Below are 17,354 nucleotides of genomic sequence, written 5' to 3'. Positions count from 1 at the left end.
CAGGTCCCTCGGGATCTTTCCTCACTTCTGAGGCACGTACGCCGCTCATCGCCCCCGGGCCAGCGGCTCACGGTGGCGAGACGCCAACCGAAAGCAACTCACATGAACTTCGCCGAACTCGGCGTGCCCTCCTCGCTTGCGCAGATCCTGACGCAGCAGGGCATCACCACTCCCACTCCCATCCAGGCCGCGACGCTGCCCGACAGCCTCGCCGGGCGCGACGTGCTCGGCCGCGGCCGCACCGGCTCCGGCAAGACGTACGCCTTCCTGCTGCCGCTGGTCGCCCGCCTCGACGCGAGCAAGCTGCCCGCGATGCCGCGCAAGCCGCGCGCGCTGATCCTCGCGCCGACCCGCGAGCTCGTCGGCCAGATCCAGGCCTCGCTCCTCCCGCTGGCCAAGGCCGCCGGCCTGTCGACCGTCGTCGTCTACGGCGGCGTCGGCCAGAACCCGCAGGTCACCGCGCTCAAGAAGGGCGTCGACATCGTCATCGCCTGCCCCGGTCGCCTCGAGGACCTGATGGGCCAGGGCTACGCCGACCTCTCCAACATCGAGGTCACCATCCTCGACGAGGCCGACCACATGGCCGACCTCGGCTTCCTGCCCGGCGTGCGCCGGATCATGGACAAGACGCCCCAGCAGGGCCAGCGGATGCTGTTCTCCGCGACCCTCGACAAGGCGATCGACGTCCTGGTCAAGCGCTACCTCAGCCAGCCCAAGACGCACGAGGCCGACTCGGCGCAGTCCCCGGTCGCGAGCATGCAGCACCACGTCCTCCACCTCAGCCGCGAGCAGCGGGTGCCGGTCCTGGTGGACCTCGCCAGCGCGCCTGGCCGCACGGTGGTCTTCACCCGCACCAAGCACGGCGCCAAGGCGCTCGCCCGCCAGCTCAACAAGAGCGGCGTCCCGTCGGTCGACCTGCACGGCAACCTCAGCCAGAACGCGCGCACGCGCAACATGGAGATGTTCCACTCCGGCAAGGCCACGACCCTGGTCGCGACCGACATCGCCGCCCGCGGGATCCACGTCGACGACGTGGCGCTCGTGATCCACGCCGACCCGCCGACCGAGCACAAGGCCTACCTGCACCGCTCGGGCCGTACGGCTCGCGCCGGCAACGAGGGCACCGTGATCACCCTGATGACCGACGAGCAGCAGCGCGACGTGCGCGACCTGACCCGTCAGGCCGGCATCAAGGCGACCACGACCAAGGTCAACGGCCCCGGCCACGCGATGCTCGAGCAGCTCGCTCCCGGTGTGCGCAGCCTCCCCGGCGGCCTCGTCGTCGAGGCGCCCGCCTCGACCGGCGGTGGTGGCGGCGGTCGTCGCTCCACCGGCGCGAACGCCCAGCGCAAGCGCGCCCGCAGCCAGGGCCAGACCAACGGCCAGTCGCGTCGCGGCAACCCGACCAGCTACACCAGCGAGACCCCCAGCGGGTCCTCCACCGGTGGTGGCCAGCGGCGTCGCTCCGGCGGCGGCGGCCAGGGTGGCGGCCAGGGCGGCGGCCAGGGCGGCGGGCGTCGTCGCAGCGGCGGCGGTCAGTCTGCCGGGCAGTCGGCTGGCGGCCGCGCGCACAGCGCGTCGTCGTTCAGCCGCGGTCGCTGACCCTCGTCCCACCTGAGCCTCACCACCGCTGGTCGAGGAAGGCGCCCTGGCGCCTGTCACGAGACCCGGTCTCGTGACGGTCGCTGCGCGACCTCCTCGACCAGCGGTGTGGCGCGTCGAAGGCGTGGAATGTCGCGCCCGCAACGATGGTTCACCCTTCAACCAACCTGGAGGACTGGAACCGATGGCTGACTTCGACTTCTCCGTGCTCGGCACCCGCGAGCACCCCACGCTCGGGCTCGACACGTTCGGCGACGCTCCGCTCGACGGCGCTCCCGGCAACCACCCGCAGACCCTCCGCGAGGTCGTCGCGGAGGCCGTGCTCGCGGACCGGGTGGGCGTCGACTACCTCGGCCTGGGCGAGCACCACCGCCCCGACTACGCCATCTCCGCACCCGACGTCGTGCTCGCGGCGATCGCGGGGCAGACCGAGCGGATCCGGCTCGGCACGGGAGTGACGGTGCTGTCCTCCGACGACCCGATCCGGGTCTACCAGCGCTTCGCCACCCTCGACGCGGTCAGCGACGGTCGCGCCGAGGTGCAGCTCGGCCGCGGCTCGTTCGTCGAGTCGTTCGGCCTCTTCGGGCTCGAGCTGTCGGACTACGACCGGCTCTTCGCCGAGAAGCTCGACCTCTTCGCCGCGCTCCAGGCCGAGGGCCCCGTGTCGTGGGAGGGCAGCGTCCGTCCCCCGCTGACCGGCCAGCGGGTCTACCCGACCACCGCCGCCGGCCGCCTGCCCGCCTGGATCGGCGTCGGCGGCACCCCGCAGTCGGTGGTGCGTGCGGCGCAGTACGGCATGCCGCTCATGCTGGCGGTCATCGGCGGGTCGCCGGCGGGCTTCGTCCAGTTCGCCGACCTCTACCGCGAGGCCCTCGGCCGGATGGAGCTCCCCGAGCTGCCGATCGGCATGCACTCCCCGGGGCACGTCGCGGCCACCGACGACGAGGCTCGCGAGCAGCTCTACCCGCACCAGGCCGAGGTCTTCACCCGCATCGGCCGCGAGCGCGGCTGGCCGCCGTACTCCCGCATCCAGTTCGAGCAGGCCGCCTCCGCGCAGGGCGCGCTCTTCGTCGGCTCGCCCGAGACCGTGGCCCAGAAGATCGCCTGGGCGGTCCGGACGCTGGGCCTCTCCCGCTTCCAGCTCAAGTACTCCGTCGGCTCGCTCCCGCACGAGCAGCGGCTGGAGTCGGTGCGCCTCTACGGCGAGGAAGTGATCCCGCGGGTCCGCGCGCTGTTGGCGGGCTCCTAGGCTGGCGCACATGCGCACCTTCATCCGGCGATCGCTGTGGGACGTGGTGCCGCGCGACCAGCGCGACACCGCCGCCGCGTTCCGCCGCCGCCAGGTCGTCGCGGCGATCGTCGTGCTGGTCGGGGCGGCAGTCCTCGGCTGGTCACTGCGCCTCGAGCCCGGCAGCAACGTCTTCTACGTCGCGGCGGTCGTGCTGGCCGGCGTGTGGGCGGCCGGCGCGTTCCTGTCCGGGCGGCTGCACCTGGGCCGCATCGCGCACGGGGAGGGCCTGATCCGGCCCGTCGTGGCGCCGATCCTGCTGGGACTGCTGCTCGTCGGGGTGTTCGTCCTCGGATCGCTCGTGGTGCGCGAGATCGAGCCGCTCGCCGACTACGTGAGCTCCGTCCTGGCTTACGCCGACGAGGGCTCGCTGGCCGTGCTCGCGGTCATCACCTTCTTCAACGGCATCGCCGAGGAGCTGTTCTTCCGCGGCGCGATGTACGCCGCCATCCCACGGCACCCGGTGCTGTGGACGACGCTGGCCTACGTCGTGGCCACCCTCGCCACCGGCAACATCATGCTCGGCTTCGCCGCCATCGTCCTGGGCGCGGTGTGCGGCCTCGAGCGGCGGGCCAGCGGCGGCGTGCTGGCGCCGATCCTGACCCACATCACGTGGTCGCTGTCGATGCTGTTCCTGCTACCGCTGCTGTTCTGAGGTCAGGCCCCCGAGGCGGCCCGCTCGGCCAGCGCGCGTCGTACGGACTCGCGGTAGGACAGCGGCTCTCCGGGCACGACGTCGCGGATCGAGGTGTCCGTGACGACGACCTCGTGCGACATCGAGTCGATCAGGTTGCGCCCGGTCGTGGCGTCGACGTCGGTCACGAGCGCGAGCCAGCGCGAGGACAGCCGCGGGGTCAGCACCGGGACCGTGACGATCGGGATCGAGCGGCCGTTGATGAGCTCGCCCGCGACGCGCATCATCTCGAGGTAGGTCAGCTGCTCGGTGCCGCCGATCTCGAAGACCCGGCCGAGGGCCTGCTCGTTGTCGACGACGCCGGCGAGGTAGCGGATCACGTCGTCGAGCGCGATCGGCTGGGTGCGCGTGTTGACCCACTTGGGCACGACCATCGCCGGGAGGTTCTTCACCAGCTGGCGGGTGATCTCCCACGAGATCCCGCCGTGGCCCACGACGATCGCCGCGCGCAGCACCGTGACGGGTACGCCGTCCTCGCCGAGCAGCCGCTCGACCTCGCGACGCGAGCGGAGGTGGGCGGACAGGTCGTCCCCGTCGTCGCCCAGGCCGCCCATGTAGACGATCTGCCTCACGCCGGCGGCGGCCGCGGCGGCGCTGACGTTGCGGGCCGCCTGCGCGTCCTTGCGCTCGAAGTCGGGGTCGTCGAGGGAGTGGACGAGGTAGATCGCGACGTCCACGCCGCGCAGTGCGTCGTCGAGCGAGGCGCGGTCGGACACGTCGGCGCCGACCGGCTCACCCGGGCCGTCGTACGACTCCGGGTGCCGGGTCATGGCACGGACGTCGTGGCCGTCCTCGATGAGGGCGGGGACCAGGCGGCGGCCGATGAAACCGGTGGCACCGGTGACGAGAACTGTGCTCATGCGGGGTCCCCGCGACGTTGGTCGGGGGAGCGCAGCGGAGGAGAGGAACGTCGTGGGGTGCTCAACATGCACCCACTCTGTCAGCCCGCACCGCACGTCCGCCTCACCCAGTCGTGGAGGCGGCCCTCCTGCGGGCGTCGAGGCGCGCCATCGCCGGCGTCGCGGTGACGCCGTGGAGGATCACCGAGACGATGATCGTGAAGGCGACGGTGGACCAGAGCCACGGTTCGTCGGGCACGTGCTCATGGGTCACGGCGTAGCCCAGGTAGAACAGCGAGCCGACGCCGCGCACCCCGAAGAAGGCCACCGCGGCCATCTCCCCGCGGTCCAGGCCGCCGTCCTCGCGCTCGTCGCGCGAGAGCACCGCGAGGGCCACCCAGCCCGCCAGCGGGCGTACGACCAGCACGAGCGCCAGCGCCACGGCGACGCCGCGCCAGTCCAGGTGGTCGAGCAGCCCGCGGGTCATCGCCATCCCGAGGACGAGCAGGATCAGCAGGGTCATGAGTCGTTCGAGGCGCTCCACGACGCCGTGCATCGCACGGTGGTAGGAGTTGCCCCGGTCGGAGGCGCGCAACCGCACCGCACACACGAAGACGGCCAGGAAGCCGTAGCCGCCGACGAGCTCCGCTGCGCCGTAGGACGCCAGCAGCGCGGCGACCGCGAGCAGGGGCTCGCCCGCGTCGGCCAGCCGCAGCTCCTCCTTGCGGGCGTGGAAGGCCTGTCGGCCCAGGAGCCATCCGGCGCCGAGCCCCACCGCGACCCCGATCGCGATCTTGCCGACGACGTACCACCCGAGCCATGCTCCGGCATCGGCGAGCCCGAAGCCGCCGGCCAGGAGCAGCAGGGCCAGGTGCACGAAGGGGAAGGCAAGCCCGTCGTTGAGGCCCGCCTCGGCCGTCAGCGAGAACCGGATGTCGTCGTCCTCCTCCACCCCGTCCTCGGCCTCGGCCTCGGCGACGTCATCGGTGAGCGGCTCGCCCACCTGCACGTCGGAGGCGAGCACCGGGTCGGTGGGAGCGAGCACCGCGCCCAGCAGCAGGGCGACCGCGGGTGCCAGCCCGGCGACCCACCAGCCGAGGAGCATGGTGCCCAGGATGGTCAGCGGCATGGCGACCAGGAGCATCCGCCACACCGGCGACCAGGTCCGCCACGAGCGCCACGACCGCAGCTGGAGGATCCGGTCGATCGCCAGCCCGACGCCCATGAGGGACACCAGCACGGTGAACTCGGTGACGTGGGTGATGAGCTCGCGGTTGTCCTCCGGCTGCAGGCTCACGTCGTCCGAGAGGGGCAGCAGGCCGATGGCGAGGCCGACCCCGACGAGGACCATCGGCGGCGACAGCGCCACCCGGCGGGTGAGGTGCGGCAGGAGCGTCGCCAGCAGCAGCGACAGCCCGAGGATGAGGTAGACCGCACCCCCGGTCATCGTGGCCGCTTGGCGTCGTACGACGCCTGGCTGTCGTCGATCGCCTGCTCGTAGGCGGTGACGAGGCCGGCGATGGTGAGCGGCTTGAGGCGGTGGATGAACTCGCGCAGCTGCTCGGCGGTGTAGCCGGCCTCGCGGAACTGCGGCCACACCTTGGTGCGCACGATCTCGGAGAGCTCCTCGGCGACCTGGCGACCGTGCTCGGCGTACACCTCGGCGACGGCCTCGGCGGCGTCGGGGGAGATGCCCATGCCGGACAGGCCGCCCGGCACGTCGACGTCCCGGTCCCCGGTGACCGGGGCGAGCAGCGAGAGGTGGCGGGCGATGTCGGACGGCGTGGCGGTCGCGGGGATCTGCTCGACGTACTTCTCGATCGCCGACAGCGTGAACCCGTGCCCCTGCAGCTCGCGCACGAGCTCGAGGCGGGCGACGTGGTCGGGACCGTAGTAGCCCGAGCGGCCGCGGCGTACGGGAGGCGGGACGAGGCCGCGCGAGGCGTAGAACCGCACGTTGCGCGCGCTCACGCCCGTGCGCGCGGTCAGCTCGTCCAGCGTCAGCAGCTCGACGTCCGTCCCGGTCTCCCGGTCGGCCTGCAGCTCGGTCTCCACCGGACCATCCTCTCGTCTGCGCACCGTCCGCCGAAGACCCCGCCGGGTGGGCGACCCGGGGCCGGCAGGTGACGCGCGCCACACCTGTTGGACTGTGACAGTAATGGTGTCACAATCGCCCACATGGCAGAAGCATTCGTCTACGACCACATCCGCACACCTCGCGGCCGCGGCAAGGCCGTCGGCTCGCTGCACGAGGTGAAGCCGGTGGACCTGGTCGTCGGACTCCTCGACGAGCTCAAGACCCGCAACCCCACGCTCGACCCGGCCCGCGTCGACGACGTCGTGCTCGGTGTCGTGACCCCCATCGGCGACCAGGGCGGCGACATCGCCAAGACCGCCGCGCTCAAGGCCGGCTACCCCGAGACCGTCGCGGGCGTGCAGCTCAACCGCTTCTGCGCCTCGGGCCTCGAGGCCGTCAACCAGGCCGCGCAGCGCGTGCGCTCCGGCTTCGAGGACCTCGTGATCGCGGGCGGCGTCGAGTCGATGAGCCGCGTGCCGATGGGCAGCGACGGCGGCGCCTGGGCGATGGACCCCGCCACTGCGCTGGAGACCGGCTTCGTTCCGCAGGGCATCGGCGCCGACCTGATCGCCACGATCGAGGGCTGGAACCGCCAGGACGTCGACGCGTACGCCGCCGAGTCGCACCACCGCGCCGCGAAGGCGTGGGCCAACGGCTACTTCGACGACGCGGTCGTCCCGGTGAAGGACCCCAATGGGATCACCGTGCTCGACCGCGACGAGACGGTCCGCCCGGACACGTCGGTCGAGGGACTCGCCGGCCTGAAGCCGTCGTTCGCCCAGATCGGCCGGGACGCCGGGTTCGACGACGTCGCGCTCGAGAAGTACCACTGGGTCCCCGCCATCGACCACGTCCACCACGCCGGCAACTCCTCGGGCATCGTCGACGGCGCGGCCGTGATGGCGATCGGCACCGAGGAGGTCGGTACGTCGCTGGGCCTGACGCCGCGCGCCCGGATCATCTCCACCGCGGTCTCGGGCGCCGACCCGACGATCATGCTCACCGGCCCGGCCCCCGCCGCGCGCAAGGCGCTCGCCCGGGCGGGCCTCGAGGTCGACGACATCGACCTGTGGGAGATCAACGAGGCGTTCGCCGCCGTCGCCATGCGCTTCATGCGCGACATGGGCATCAGCCACGATGTCACCAACGTCAATGGCGGCGCCATCGCCATGGGCCACCCGCTCGGCGCCACCGGCGCGATGATCCTCGGCACCCTCGTCGACGAGCTCGCCCGTCGCGACCAGAAGCGCGGCCTCGCCACGCTCTGCGTCGGCGGTGGCATGGGCATCGCCACCATCGTCGAGCTCGTCTGACCTTCCCGTTGGTCGAGGAGGTCGCGCAGCGACCGTCACGAGACCACCCCTACCTGCCGAGCCTGGTCTCGTGACGGGACTTCGTCCCTCCTCGACCAGCGAAGGAGAGCAATGAGCACCACTGACACCCAGACCGCCGTCCGCTACGACCGCGACGCCGACGGCATCGTGACGCTGACCCTGGACGACCCGACGGCCAGCGCGAACACGATGAACGAGCTCTACCAGGCGTCGATGGAGGCCGCCGTGCGGCGCCTGCACGACGAGGTCGACGACGTGACCGGCGTCGTCGTGACGAGCGCGAAGAAGACCTTCTTCGCCGGCGGCAACCTCAAGAACATGATGAAGGCGACGCCCGACGACGCGGAGGAGATCTTCGCGATGGGCGAGGCCGTCAAGGCCAGCCTCCGCAGGCTCGAGACCTACCCGCGCCCCGTCGTCGCGGCCATCAACGGCGCCGCCCTCGGTGGCGGCCTCGAGATCGCGCTCGCGACCAACCACCGGATCGCCGTCGACGACCGCTCGGTCAAGATCGGGCTGCCCGAGGCGACGCTCGGCCTGCTGCCCGGCGGCGGCGGGGTCACCCGCGTCGTACGCATGCTGGGCCTGCAGTCCGCGCTGATGGACGTGCTCATGCCCGGCACCCAGTTCGACCCGCAGGGTGCGCTGGCGAAGGGCCTCGTCGACGAGCTCGTGCCGACCCGCGAGGAGCTTTTGCCCGCCGCGAAGAAGTGGATCCTCGAGCACCAGGACGAGGACTCCGCGAAGAACCCGTGGGACCGCGCCGGCTACAAGATGCCCGGCGGGACGCCGAAGACCCCCGCGCTCGCGCAGTTCCTGCCGGCCTTCCCGGCGTTGCTGCGCAAGCAGACCAAGGGCGCGGTCTACCCGGCGCCGCGCGCGATCATGAGCGCCGCCGTCGAGGGTGCGCAGGTCGACTTCGACACCGCCTCGCGCATCGAGAGCCGCTACTTCACCAACCTGGTCGTCAACCAGCAGGCCAAGAACATGATCCAGGCCTTCTTCTTCGACCTCCAGGCGATCAACTCCGGTTCGCTGCGCCCCCAGGGCATCGAGCGCTGGCAGGCGACGAAGGTGGCCGTCCTCGGCGCCGGGATGATGGGCGCCGGCATCGCCTACTCGTGCGCCCGCGCCGGCATGCAGGTCGTGCTCAAGGACGTCTCGCTCGAGGCCGCGGAGAAGGGCAAGGCGTACACCGCCAAGCTCAACGCCAAGGGCGTCGAGCGCGGCAAGATCACGCAGGACAAGGCCGACGAGCTGCTCGGTCGCATCACGCCGACCGCCGACGCCGCCGACCTCGCCGGCTGCGACCTCGTCATCGAGGCCGTCTTCGAGGACCCGTCGCTCAAGGCCAAGGTGTTCGCCGAGGTGGCGCCGCACGTCCACGCGGACGCGCTGCTGTGCTCGAACACCTCCACCCTGCCGATCACCGAGCTGGCGACCGGTGTCGACCGCCCCGCGGACTTCATCGGGCTGCACTTCTTCAGCCCTGTCGACAAGATGCCGCTGGTGGAGATCATCCGCGGAGCGGAGACCTCGGACGCCGCGCTCGCCAAGGCGTACGACGTCGTGCAGCAGATCCGCAAGACGCCGATCGTCGTCAACGACTCGCGCGGCTTCTACACCTCGCGCGTCATCGGCACCCAGATCAACGAGGGCCTCGCCATGCTCGCCGAGGGCGTGCACCCGGTCTCGCTGGAGCGGGCCGCGACCTCGGCAGGCTTCCCGGTCGGGCCGCTGCAGATCAGCGACGAGCTCAACATGGAGCTGATGGCCAAGATCCGCAAGGCCACCGAGGACGCCGCCGAGCGCGAGGGCATCGACCTTGGCGACTATCCGGCAGGTGCGGTGATCGAGACGATGATCGGCCTCGGCCGGCCCTCGCGGCTCAAGGGTGCGGGCTTCTACGACTACGACGACAACGGGCGGCGTACGACGCTGTGGCCCGGGCTCGCCGAGCACTTCCCCGTCGCGGAGCAGCAGGTCCCGATCCGCGACGTGCGCGACCGGATGCTCTTCATCGAGGCCCTCGAGACCGCGAAGTGCTTCGAGGAGGGCGTGATCACCTCGGCCGCGGCGGCCAACATCGGCTCGATCATGGGCATCGGCTTCCCGGCGCTCACCGGCGGCGCCGCCCAGTTCATGACCGGCTGGCAGGCGCTCGACGAGACCGGCCACGGCGTCGGCCCGATCGGCCTCGACGCCTTCCTGGCCCGTGCCGACGAGCTCGCCGAGGCGTACGGCGACCGCTTCCGCCCGACGGCGTACCTCCGCGACCTCGCGGCGAAGGGCGAGTCCTTCCCCGCCTGACCACACGTGACCGGGCGCTTCCTGCCCGTCAGCCTCACCGACCGGGCGCTTCCTGCCGCAACACGGGCAGGAGGTGCCCGGTCGGCGTCCGGGACGGGCAGGAAGCGCCCGGTCGGCGTCTGGGACGGGCAGGAAGCGCCCGGTCGATTCGCCTGTGGAGATGCGCCGACTCGGCGAGAATCGTGCGGTGAGCCAGACCCCCGCCGTCGTCGTCCGCGACCTGCACGTCCGCTTCGGCGACGTCGAGGCCGTCGCGGGTGTCGACCTGACCGCCGACAGCGGGCGCGCGACGGCCCTGCTCGGACGCAACGGCGCCGGCAAGTCGACGACGATGAAGGTCCTCGCCGGGGTCGTGCCGCCCACCTCCGGCGCGGTGACCGTCGCCGGTCACGACGCCGCCACCGACGCCCTCGGCGTGAAGCGCGCCGTCGGCTACTGCCCCGACGTCGGCGGCCTCGTCCCGCGCGCGACGCCGTGGGAGCACCTCCAGCTCAGCGCACGCCTGCGCCGGATGGACGACTGGGAGGAGCGCGGCCGCGACCTGCTCGAGCGCTTCGAGCTCGGCGACGTCGCCCACCGCGTGGTCGGCGGCTTCAGCCACGGCATGAGCCGCCGCCTCAGCGTCGTCCTCGCCGCGCTCCACGAGCCGGCCGTGCTGCTGCTCGACGAGCCGTTCGACGGCGTCGACCCGCTCGGCGTCGAGGCGACCCTCGAGGTCGTCGCCGACGCGCGCGCCCGCGGCGCCTGCGTCCTGCTCTCCACCCACCTGCGCGACCTCGCGCTCGAGGCCTGCGGCGAGGCGGTCGTGCTGCGCGGCGGCAACCGCGTCGCCGCGATGCAGGCCGGCGACCTCACCGGCGAGGCCTACCGTGCCCTCCTCGACTGACACCTTCTCCAGCACCTGGCTCGAGGCGGCCCGCGACACCCGCCACCTGATGAGGTTCCGCGCGGGGACCGTACGCCGTCGCGGCGCGGCTCTCCTCGGCCTCGCCGTCGTGGTCGTGCTGACAGCGGTCTTCGCCGTCGCGCCGACGCGGGTCGACCTGCACGCCGTGGAGTCGGCGCCGCTCGAGCGCGCGCTCGCGGCCCTCGAGAGCAACCTCGGCGCCGCCTTCGCCGGCTTCCTGCTGCTGGCGATCGGCGCCGCGATGGGCAGCGGCGGGGGCCGCGAGCTGCTGTCGCGCAGCGAGGCGTCCGTCCACCCGATCAGTCCCGTCACCGAGCACCTCGGCGCCCTGGTCCTCGCCCCGGTCAACCTCGCCTGGCTGGTCCAGGGCTGGGGGCTGCTCGCGATCACCGCGCTGGTCGCGCCGCCCGAGCGCCTCCTCGGCGCCCAGCTCGTCGTCCTGGCGTGGGTCCTCGCCGCGACCGCGCTCGGGCAGGCCGCCGGCTGGGCCGTCGAGGGCGTACGCCGCACCGCGCGCGGCGTGCTCGTCGTACGCCTCACCGCCGGAGCCGTCGTCGTCCTCCTCGCTGGGCTCCACCTCGCGGGAGCGCTCGCGCCCCTGGCCCGCGCCCTCCCGACCACCTGGGTCGCCGACACCGCGCAGACCGGCCGCTGGCCCCTGGCGGCCGGGGCGCTGCTGCTGCTCGCCGTGGCGGCCGTCGTGGTCGGCGCCCGCCCGGCCGGCTGGGCGCTCGGGCTGCCGCCGCGCGAGGAGCTGCGCGTGCAGTCCGGCGTGCACGAGGCGCGGCCCGTGCCCGAGCCCCGCTGGGGATCCGCCGACCGCGCCCTGCTGCGCCGTCTGGACCGCGGGTCGGTGTGGCGCTCGGTCGGCATGCGCCGCGGACTGATGGTTCTCGGGATCGGCCCCGGGCTGGTCGCGCTCGTCGCCGGCCTCGAGTGGGGCACGGTGCTGCTGCTGCCCGGCCTGACCGCGAGCGGCGCGGCGCTGCTCTTCGGCGTCAACGCCTGGTGCCTCGACGGCAAGGGGATGGTCTGGCGCGAGACGCTGCCGGTGTCCGCGGCCGACGTGTTCGACGTACGCGCCCTGGTGGTCGCGGAGTGCATGGCCGTCGTGTCGGGCGTGACCGTCGTGCTGGCGCTGCTGCGCAACGGCCTGCCGCCGCTCGCGGTGGGCGTGGCGGTGGCGTCGTGCTGGCTGGTCGTGGTCGTGCAGGTGCTGGCGATCGTGATGACCTGGTCGATCCGGTCGCCCTACTCGGTCGACCTCTCCTCGCCGCGGGCCACGCCTGCCCCGCACGCCGCGATGGCCGGGTACGCCGGGCGGCTCTCGCTGGTCACGACGCTGACCGCGATGCTCTTCACCGGCCTCGCCGCGCTCCCGTGGGCGTGGGTCCCGGCCGTGGTGGCGCTCCCCTTCCTCGCCTGGTCCACGGCCCGCCTGCTCCGCGTCCGCCGCCGGTGGTCGACCGGCGACGAGCGCGCGCGGGTGGTGCTGACGGTCGCCGCCGTCTGAGGCTGGGCGACTTCCGGCAGGCCCTCGCCCGCAGAGTCCCCGCTCGAGCGGGGAGTCCGTCACCTGAAGGGGCAAACAACCCCCTCGAAGTGACGGACTTCCCCTCCAGGTCGCGAGCGAGCGACCTCAGGACTGCGGGAGGCGGCGGTTGATGTCCTCGCTCATCCGCGTGATGGCGACGTAGAACTCGCACATCATCCGGAAGAAGCACAGGTAGAGCAGACCGACCAGCGGGCTGACGATGAGCGTGACGATGCCGAGCCCCGGGTTGTCACCGAAGAAGCCGCTGACGGCGAAGAAGAGCGTCCCGAGGCCGATCGCGACCAACCCGATGATGTAGACGGCCTTGATGATCATCGGCGTCACGAACGTCGAGAAGCTCATGTCGAACAGTGCGCCGAAGAACCCCTTGCCGCTCGGCTGCCCGGCGAGCGGCCCGCCGCCGTAGCCACCGCCGCCGTAGCCACCGCCACCGCCGTACGAACCACCGCCGCCGTAGGACCCGCCGCCGGGGTAGGAACCCCCGCCGTAGGACCCGCTGCTTGGCGGGGGCGAGGAGGGGGTCTGGCCGTAGGGGGCGGTGGGCTGGTCGCCGTAGGGGTCCTGCGCGGGCGTGCCGTCGGGCTGGGACATGGGTCCTCCTGTGGTGGGTGGGTGCGCCCACCTCCTGCCCCGGAGGGCCGGCGCCAAACCGCGGAGACGCGCGCAGCCGGGTGCATACGTGGTATACATACCCGGTATCCATCCCCGTCGGGGGGCGGTGGACGGATGACACGGAGGCGCGGATGTCGATCCGGCAGGCGATGCTGGCGATCCTGGAGCAGGGGCCGATGTACGGCTACCAGCTCCGGGCGGAGTTCGAGCAGCGGACGGGGGAGACCTGGCCGCTCAACATCGGGCAGGTCTACACGACCCTGACCCGGCTCGAGCGGGACGGACTGGTCGAGGTCGTCGGACACGGGGGTGCCGACGAGACCGACGAGGACGCCCACCAGGCCGGCAGCGACCGGCAGCACGTCAGCTACCGCGCCACCGACGCGGGCCGGGGCGAGGTGTCGGAGTGGTTCGCCACCCCGGTGCCTCGCACCCAGCCCGCGCGCGACGAGCTCGCGATCAAGCTCGCGATCGCCGTCACGCTGCCCGGCGTCGACGTCGGCACGATCATCCAGCGCCAGCGCAGCGCCACCATGGCCTCGCTCCAGGACTACACCCGGCTCAAGCGCACCGGCCGCGCGGCCAGGCCCGCGGAGCCGGCCGACCTCGCCTGGAGCCTGGTCCTCGACTCGCTCGTCTTCGACGCCGAGGCCGAGGTCCGCTGGCTCGACCACTGCGAGGCCAGGTTGCGGCGCGCGGCGCTCGAGCGCGAGGTCGTACGCCGCGACGCCCCGGCCGCGACGAGCAACGAGGGGGCGACCCGATGAACGCCGTCCTCCACCTCGCCGCCGTCACCCGCGTCCACGGGGAGGGGGCCACCGAGGTCCACGCCCTGCGCGGCGTCACCTTCCGCGCCCGCCCGGGCGAGCTCGTCGCCGTCATGGGCCCCTCCGGCTCGGGCAAGTCGACGCTGCTCACGCTCGCCGGCGGCCTCGACCAGCCGACCGGCGGCTCGGTGTGGATCGAGGGCACCGATCTCGCCTCGCTCGACCAGGCCGGCCGCGCCCGGATCCGGCGTACGTCGGTGGGCTACGTCTTCCAGGACTTCAACCTGATCCCCGCGCTCACCGCCGCCGAGAACGTCGCCCTCCCGCGCGAGCTCGACGGCGAGAAGGGCAAGGTCGCCCGCCGCCTGGCGCTGGCCGCGCTGGAGGAGGTCGGCATCGTCGACCTCGCCGACCGCTTCCCCGACGAGATGTCCGGGGGCCAGCAGCAGCGCGTCGCGATCGCCCGCGCGATCGTCGGCGACCGGAGGCTGATCCTGGCCGACGAGCCCACCGGCGCCCTCGACACCGACACCGGCGAGGAGATCCTGCGGCTGCTCCGTGCCCGGTGCGACGCCGGCGCCGCGGGCGTCATGGTCACCCACGAGGCCCGGCACGCCGCGTGGGCGGACCGCGTGGTCTTCCTCCGCGACGGTGTCGTGGTGGACGAGACCGGTGCCGACGAGCCGGAGACGCTGCTCGTCGACGAGTCCGCACGGTGAGGGGCTGGCGGACCGCGCTCCGGATCGCCCGGCGCGACGCGCTGCGGCACCGGGGGCGCAGCATCCTGGTGCTCGTCATGGTCGCGCTGCCCGTGCTGGCCGTCAGCGCCGCGGCGGTCGTGATCAAGACGTCCCAGCTCAGCGGCGCCGAGGGCGTCGACCGTCGGATGGGTGCGGCCGCGGCCCGCGTGTGGACCGAGGGCACCGGACCGGTCCTCCAGGCACCCGACCCCCAGCAGGGCTACACGGCCGACGGTGCGGAGGAGCAGGCGGAGCCGCTCGACGCGGCGGTCGTCACCGGGGTCCTCGGACCGGACACCCGGCTGCTCCCCATCCGCCAGGGGTGGGGCGGCGTACGGATCGGCGAGCGCGTCGTCGACCTCGACGTCACCGAGGTCGACCTGGGCGACCCGATGGCGGACGGGTTCTTCGAGCTGACCTCCGGCCGGCTCCCGCGCACCGCCGACGAGGTCGTCGCCAACCAGGCGCTGCTCGACAAGGGCGTGGCCCTCGGCGACGAGCTCGACCTCGGCGCGCGCACGGCCACGGTGGTCGGTGTCGGCCGGCACGCCCAGAACCGCATGGTGCCCAGCGTCGTCGGGCCGATCGGCTCGGCGCTCGGCGAGGACCAGGGGCCGCGCGCCGAGTGGCTGGTCGGGCCGGACCCGGTCACCTGGTCCGAGGTCCGCGCCCTCAACGCCGTCGGCGGCATCGTGGCCTCGCGCGCCGTCCTCTCCGACCCGCCCGACGTCGGTGACGTGGCCGAGCAGATGGGCTACGACACCGGGCAGGACGAGATGTACGCCGTCGCCGCGCTCATCGTGGTGATGGCGCTGCTCGAGGTCGTCCTCCTCGCCGGGCCGGCCTTCGCGGTCGGCGCGCGCCGGCACGCCCGGTCGCTGGCGCTGATGGCTGCCTGCGGCGGCACCCCCGCCCAGTCGCGCCGCGTGATCCTGGCCAGCGGCATCGTCCTGGGCGCCGTCGCGTCCGGGGTCGGGCTGGTGCTCGGCGTCGTGACGGGGTGGGCGCTGCTGCCGCTGGTGCAGCGCTTCGACGGCTCGTGGTTCGGCCCGTTCGAGGTGCCGCTGGGCTGGCTGGCCGCGATCACGCTCTTCGGCCTGGCCTCGGCCCTCCTCGCCTCGGTCGTGCCGGCGTGGCTGGCAAGCCGCCAGGACGTCGTCGCCGTCCTCGCCGGTCGGCGCGGCGACCGCACACCGCGCGCCGCCACCCCCGTCCTGGGCCTGGCGCTGCTCGGCGCGGGCATCGCCGGGTCGTCCTACGGCGCGGTCACCTCCGACAGCGGCAACGGTGCCATCTGGATGGCCGCCTCGGCCGTGGTGTCGGTGCTCGGGATGATCCTGGTGGTCCCCGTCGTCGTGGCGCTCGTGGGCCGGCTGGCCGGGCGCCTGCCGCTGCCCGTGCGCTACGCCGCCCGCGACGCCGCGCGCCACCGCACCCGGACGGTGCCGGCCGTGGCGGCGGTCGCCGCCACCGTGGCCGGTGTCGTCGCGCTCGGCATCGCCAACGCCAGCGACGAGCTCGAGAACCAGCGCACCTACACCCCCGAGCTCGCGATGGGCGAGGGCCGCGTCAGCGTCGGCTCCGGGACCATCCTGCTCGGCGAGGACGTGCCGGACCCGGGGCCGCTCTACGACCGGGTGGAGCAGGTCGTCCACGACACCGCGCCCGACGTCGTGACCCGCCGGGTCGTCAGCGTCGAGGAGCCCTACGCCGTCGACGGCTTCACCTCGGTCAGCGTCGTGACGGACGAGACCACGTGGGACGACCAGGACAGCTCCCTCGCCTACTCCGGCCCCCAGCTGCTGGTGGCCGACACCGCGACCGAGGCGGGCATCACCGGTTCGGAGGCGGGGGCCGTCGACGAGGCGCTCGCGGCGGGCAGCCTGGTGGTGCTCACCGGCGCCGACGACGTCGACGCGACGACCGTCGAGGTGCGCGAGGAGCGCTGGGAGAGCGGCTACGCCGAGCAGCCCGACGACGTCAGCACCCACCGGCTGCCGGCGGCCTACGTGACGTGGGAGCAACCGGTCGCGCCCGCCGTCGCGATCGCCCCCACCAGCGTGGTGGAGGAGCTCGACCTCCCGGTCGTGCCCTACGAGCTGCGCCTCACCGGCGACATCGACGAGCCCACCCAGACCCGCATCGAGGAGGCCGTCGCCGCCGTGGCGCCGGAGAGCTGGGTGTACGTCGAGCGCGGCTACCAGCGCCCCGTCGAGGCCACGATCATCCTGCTCGTCCTCGGCGTGCTGGGCGGCGTGCTGATGCTCAGCGGCACCCTCACCGCCACCTTCCTCGCCCTGTCCGACGCCCGACCCGACCTGGCCACCCTGTCGGCCGTGGGCGCGGCTCCGCGGACCCGGCGCGGTGTCGCAGCGGCGTACGCCCTGGTCGTCGGGTCCGTCGGCGCCCTGCTCGGGGCGGCGGTGGGCTTCATCCCGGGCGTCGCCATCTCGCGGCCGCTCACGTCGGCGAACTGGGGCACGGGCGAGCACGGCCCCTTTCTCGCCATCCCGTGGCTGCTGATCGTCGCCGTCGTGGTCGCGCTGCCGCTCTTCACCGCGGCCGTCGTCGGGCTGACCGCCCGCTCGCGCCTGCCGTTGGTGGCCCGCCTCGACTGACTATCTGAGGA

14 protein-coding genes are annotated in these 17,354 nt (G+C 73.2%); 10 read left to right on the top strand and 4 right to left on the bottom strand.

Annotated elements, in window-relative coordinates:
- Window positions 1-102: 102 nt before the first annotated feature.
- The 3 genes from Q1B24_RS09040 to Q1B24_RS09030 all read left to right on the top strand — a co-directional run bounded on the left by Q1B24_RS09040 (window position 103) and on the right by Q1B24_RS09030 (window position 3,545).
- Window positions 103-1,602, top strand: coding sequence for a DEAD/DEAH box helicase (locus Q1B24_RS09040; RefSeq protein WP_299926604.1), 1,500 nt, complete (start codon window positions 103-105; stop codon window positions 1,600-1,602).
- 184 nt (window positions 1,603-1,786) lie between these two features.
- Complete coding sequence (locus Q1B24_RS09035) at window positions 1,787-2,851, top strand: LLM class flavin-dependent oxidoreductase (RefSeq protein WP_299926601.1); 1,065 nt, start codon at window positions 1,787-1,789, stop codon at window positions 2,849-2,851.
- A gap of 10 nt (window positions 2,852-2,861) precedes the next feature.
- Complete coding sequence (locus tag Q1B24_RS09030; RefSeq protein ID WP_299926598.1) at window positions 2,862-3,545, top strand: CPBP family intramembrane glutamic endopeptidase; 684 nt, start codon at window positions 2,862-2,864, stop codon at window positions 3,543-3,545.
- Window positions 3,546-3,547: 2 nt separating this feature from the next.
- Here the strand turns inward: Q1B24_RS09030 and Q1B24_RS09025 are convergent, their stop codons facing one another.
- The 3 genes from Q1B24_RS09025 to Q1B24_RS09015 form a co-directional block, all read right to left on the bottom strand.
- The gene (locus Q1B24_RS09025) at window positions 3,548-4,444 is read right to left on the bottom strand and encodes an NAD(P)H-binding protein (protein ID WP_299926595.1); all 897 of its coding nucleotides are present in this window, start codon (window positions 4,442-4,444) and stop codon (window positions 3,548-3,550) included.
- Window positions 4,445-4,547: 103 nt separating this feature from the next.
- Complete coding sequence (locus tag Q1B24_RS09020; RefSeq protein WP_299926592.1) at window positions 4,548-5,870, bottom strand: cation:proton antiporter; 1,323 nt, start codon at window positions 5,868-5,870, stop codon at window positions 4,548-4,550.
- Window positions 5,867-6,478 (bottom strand): helix-turn-helix domain-containing protein, encoded by a 612-nt coding sequence (locus Q1B24_RS09015; protein ID WP_299926589.1) that lies wholly within the window; start codon window positions 6,476-6,478, stop codon window positions 5,867-5,869. Before Q1B24_RS09015 ends, Q1B24_RS09020 begins: the two co-directional genes overlap by 4 nt.
- Before the next feature lie 123 nt (window positions 6,479-6,601).
- Between Q1B24_RS09015 and Q1B24_RS09010 the strand changes: the two genes are divergently transcribed.
- From Q1B24_RS09010 to Q1B24_RS08995, 4 genes are all read left to right on the top strand, one after another.
- On the top strand, window positions 6,602-7,813 hold the full coding sequence (locus tag Q1B24_RS09010; RefSeq protein ID WP_299926586.1) for an acetyl-CoA C-acetyltransferase: 1,212 nt from the start codon (window positions 6,602-6,604) through the stop codon (window positions 7,811-7,813).
- A 111-nt stretch (window positions 7,814-7,924) separates the two neighbouring features.
- The gene (locus Q1B24_RS09005; RefSeq protein ID WP_299926583.1) at window positions 7,925-10,144 is read left to right on the top strand and encodes a 3-hydroxyacyl-CoA dehydrogenase NAD-binding domain-containing protein; all 2,220 of its coding nucleotides are present in this window, start codon (window positions 7,925-7,927) and stop codon (window positions 10,142-10,144) included.
- A 187-nt stretch (window positions 10,145-10,331) separates the two neighbouring features.
- On the top strand, window positions 10,332-11,030 hold the full coding sequence (locus Q1B24_RS09000; RefSeq protein ID WP_299926580.1) for an ABC transporter ATP-binding protein: 699 nt from the start codon (window positions 10,332-10,334) through the stop codon (window positions 11,028-11,030).
- The gene (locus tag Q1B24_RS08995; protein WP_299926576.1) at window positions 11,014-12,564 is read left to right on the top strand and encodes a hypothetical protein; all 1,551 of its coding nucleotides are present in this window, start codon (window positions 11,014-11,016) and stop codon (window positions 12,562-12,564) included. Before Q1B24_RS09000 ends, Q1B24_RS08995 begins: the two co-directional genes overlap by 17 nt.
- 126 nt (window positions 12,565-12,690) lie before the next feature.
- Here Q1B24_RS08995 and Q1B24_RS08990 read toward each other — a convergent pair whose 3' ends face one another.
- A complete protein-coding gene (locus Q1B24_RS08990) occupies window positions 12,691-13,197 on the bottom strand; it encodes a DUF4282 domain-containing protein (protein ID WP_299926574.1) in 507 nt (168 codons plus the stop codon).
- A gap of 152 nt (window positions 13,198-13,349) precedes the next feature.
- On the opposite strand from Q1B24_RS08990, the gene Q1B24_RS08985 reads away from it, so the two are divergent.
- The 3 genes from Q1B24_RS08985 to Q1B24_RS08975 are packed head-to-tail and all read left to right on the top strand — an operon-like array spanning window position 13,350 to window position 17,343.
- Complete coding sequence (locus Q1B24_RS08985) at window positions 13,350-13,985, top strand: PadR family transcriptional regulator (RefSeq protein ID WP_299926571.1); 636 nt, start codon at window positions 13,350-13,352, stop codon at window positions 13,983-13,985.
- A complete protein-coding gene (locus tag Q1B24_RS08980) occupies window positions 13,982-14,704 on the top strand; it encodes an ABC transporter ATP-binding protein (RefSeq protein ID WP_299926568.1) in 723 nt (240 codons plus the stop codon). Before Q1B24_RS08985 ends, Q1B24_RS08980 begins: the two co-directional genes overlap by 4 nt.
- Complete coding sequence (locus tag Q1B24_RS08975) at window positions 14,701-17,343, top strand: ABC transporter permease (RefSeq protein ID WP_299926565.1); 2,643 nt, start codon at window positions 14,701-14,703, stop codon at window positions 17,341-17,343. The genes Q1B24_RS08980 and Q1B24_RS08975 overlap by 4 nt, the downstream gene beginning before the upstream one ends.
- The last annotated feature ends 11 nt before the right edge of the window (window positions 17,344-17,354 follow it).

The organism is uncultured Nocardioides sp., assembly GCF_947488025.1.
Classification (GTDB): domain Bacteria; phylum Actinomycetota; class Actinomycetes; order Propionibacteriales; family Nocardioidaceae; genus Nocardioides.
Note: the sequence above shows the minus strand (reverse complement) of the source record. Positions and strands in the feature narration are given on the sequence as shown.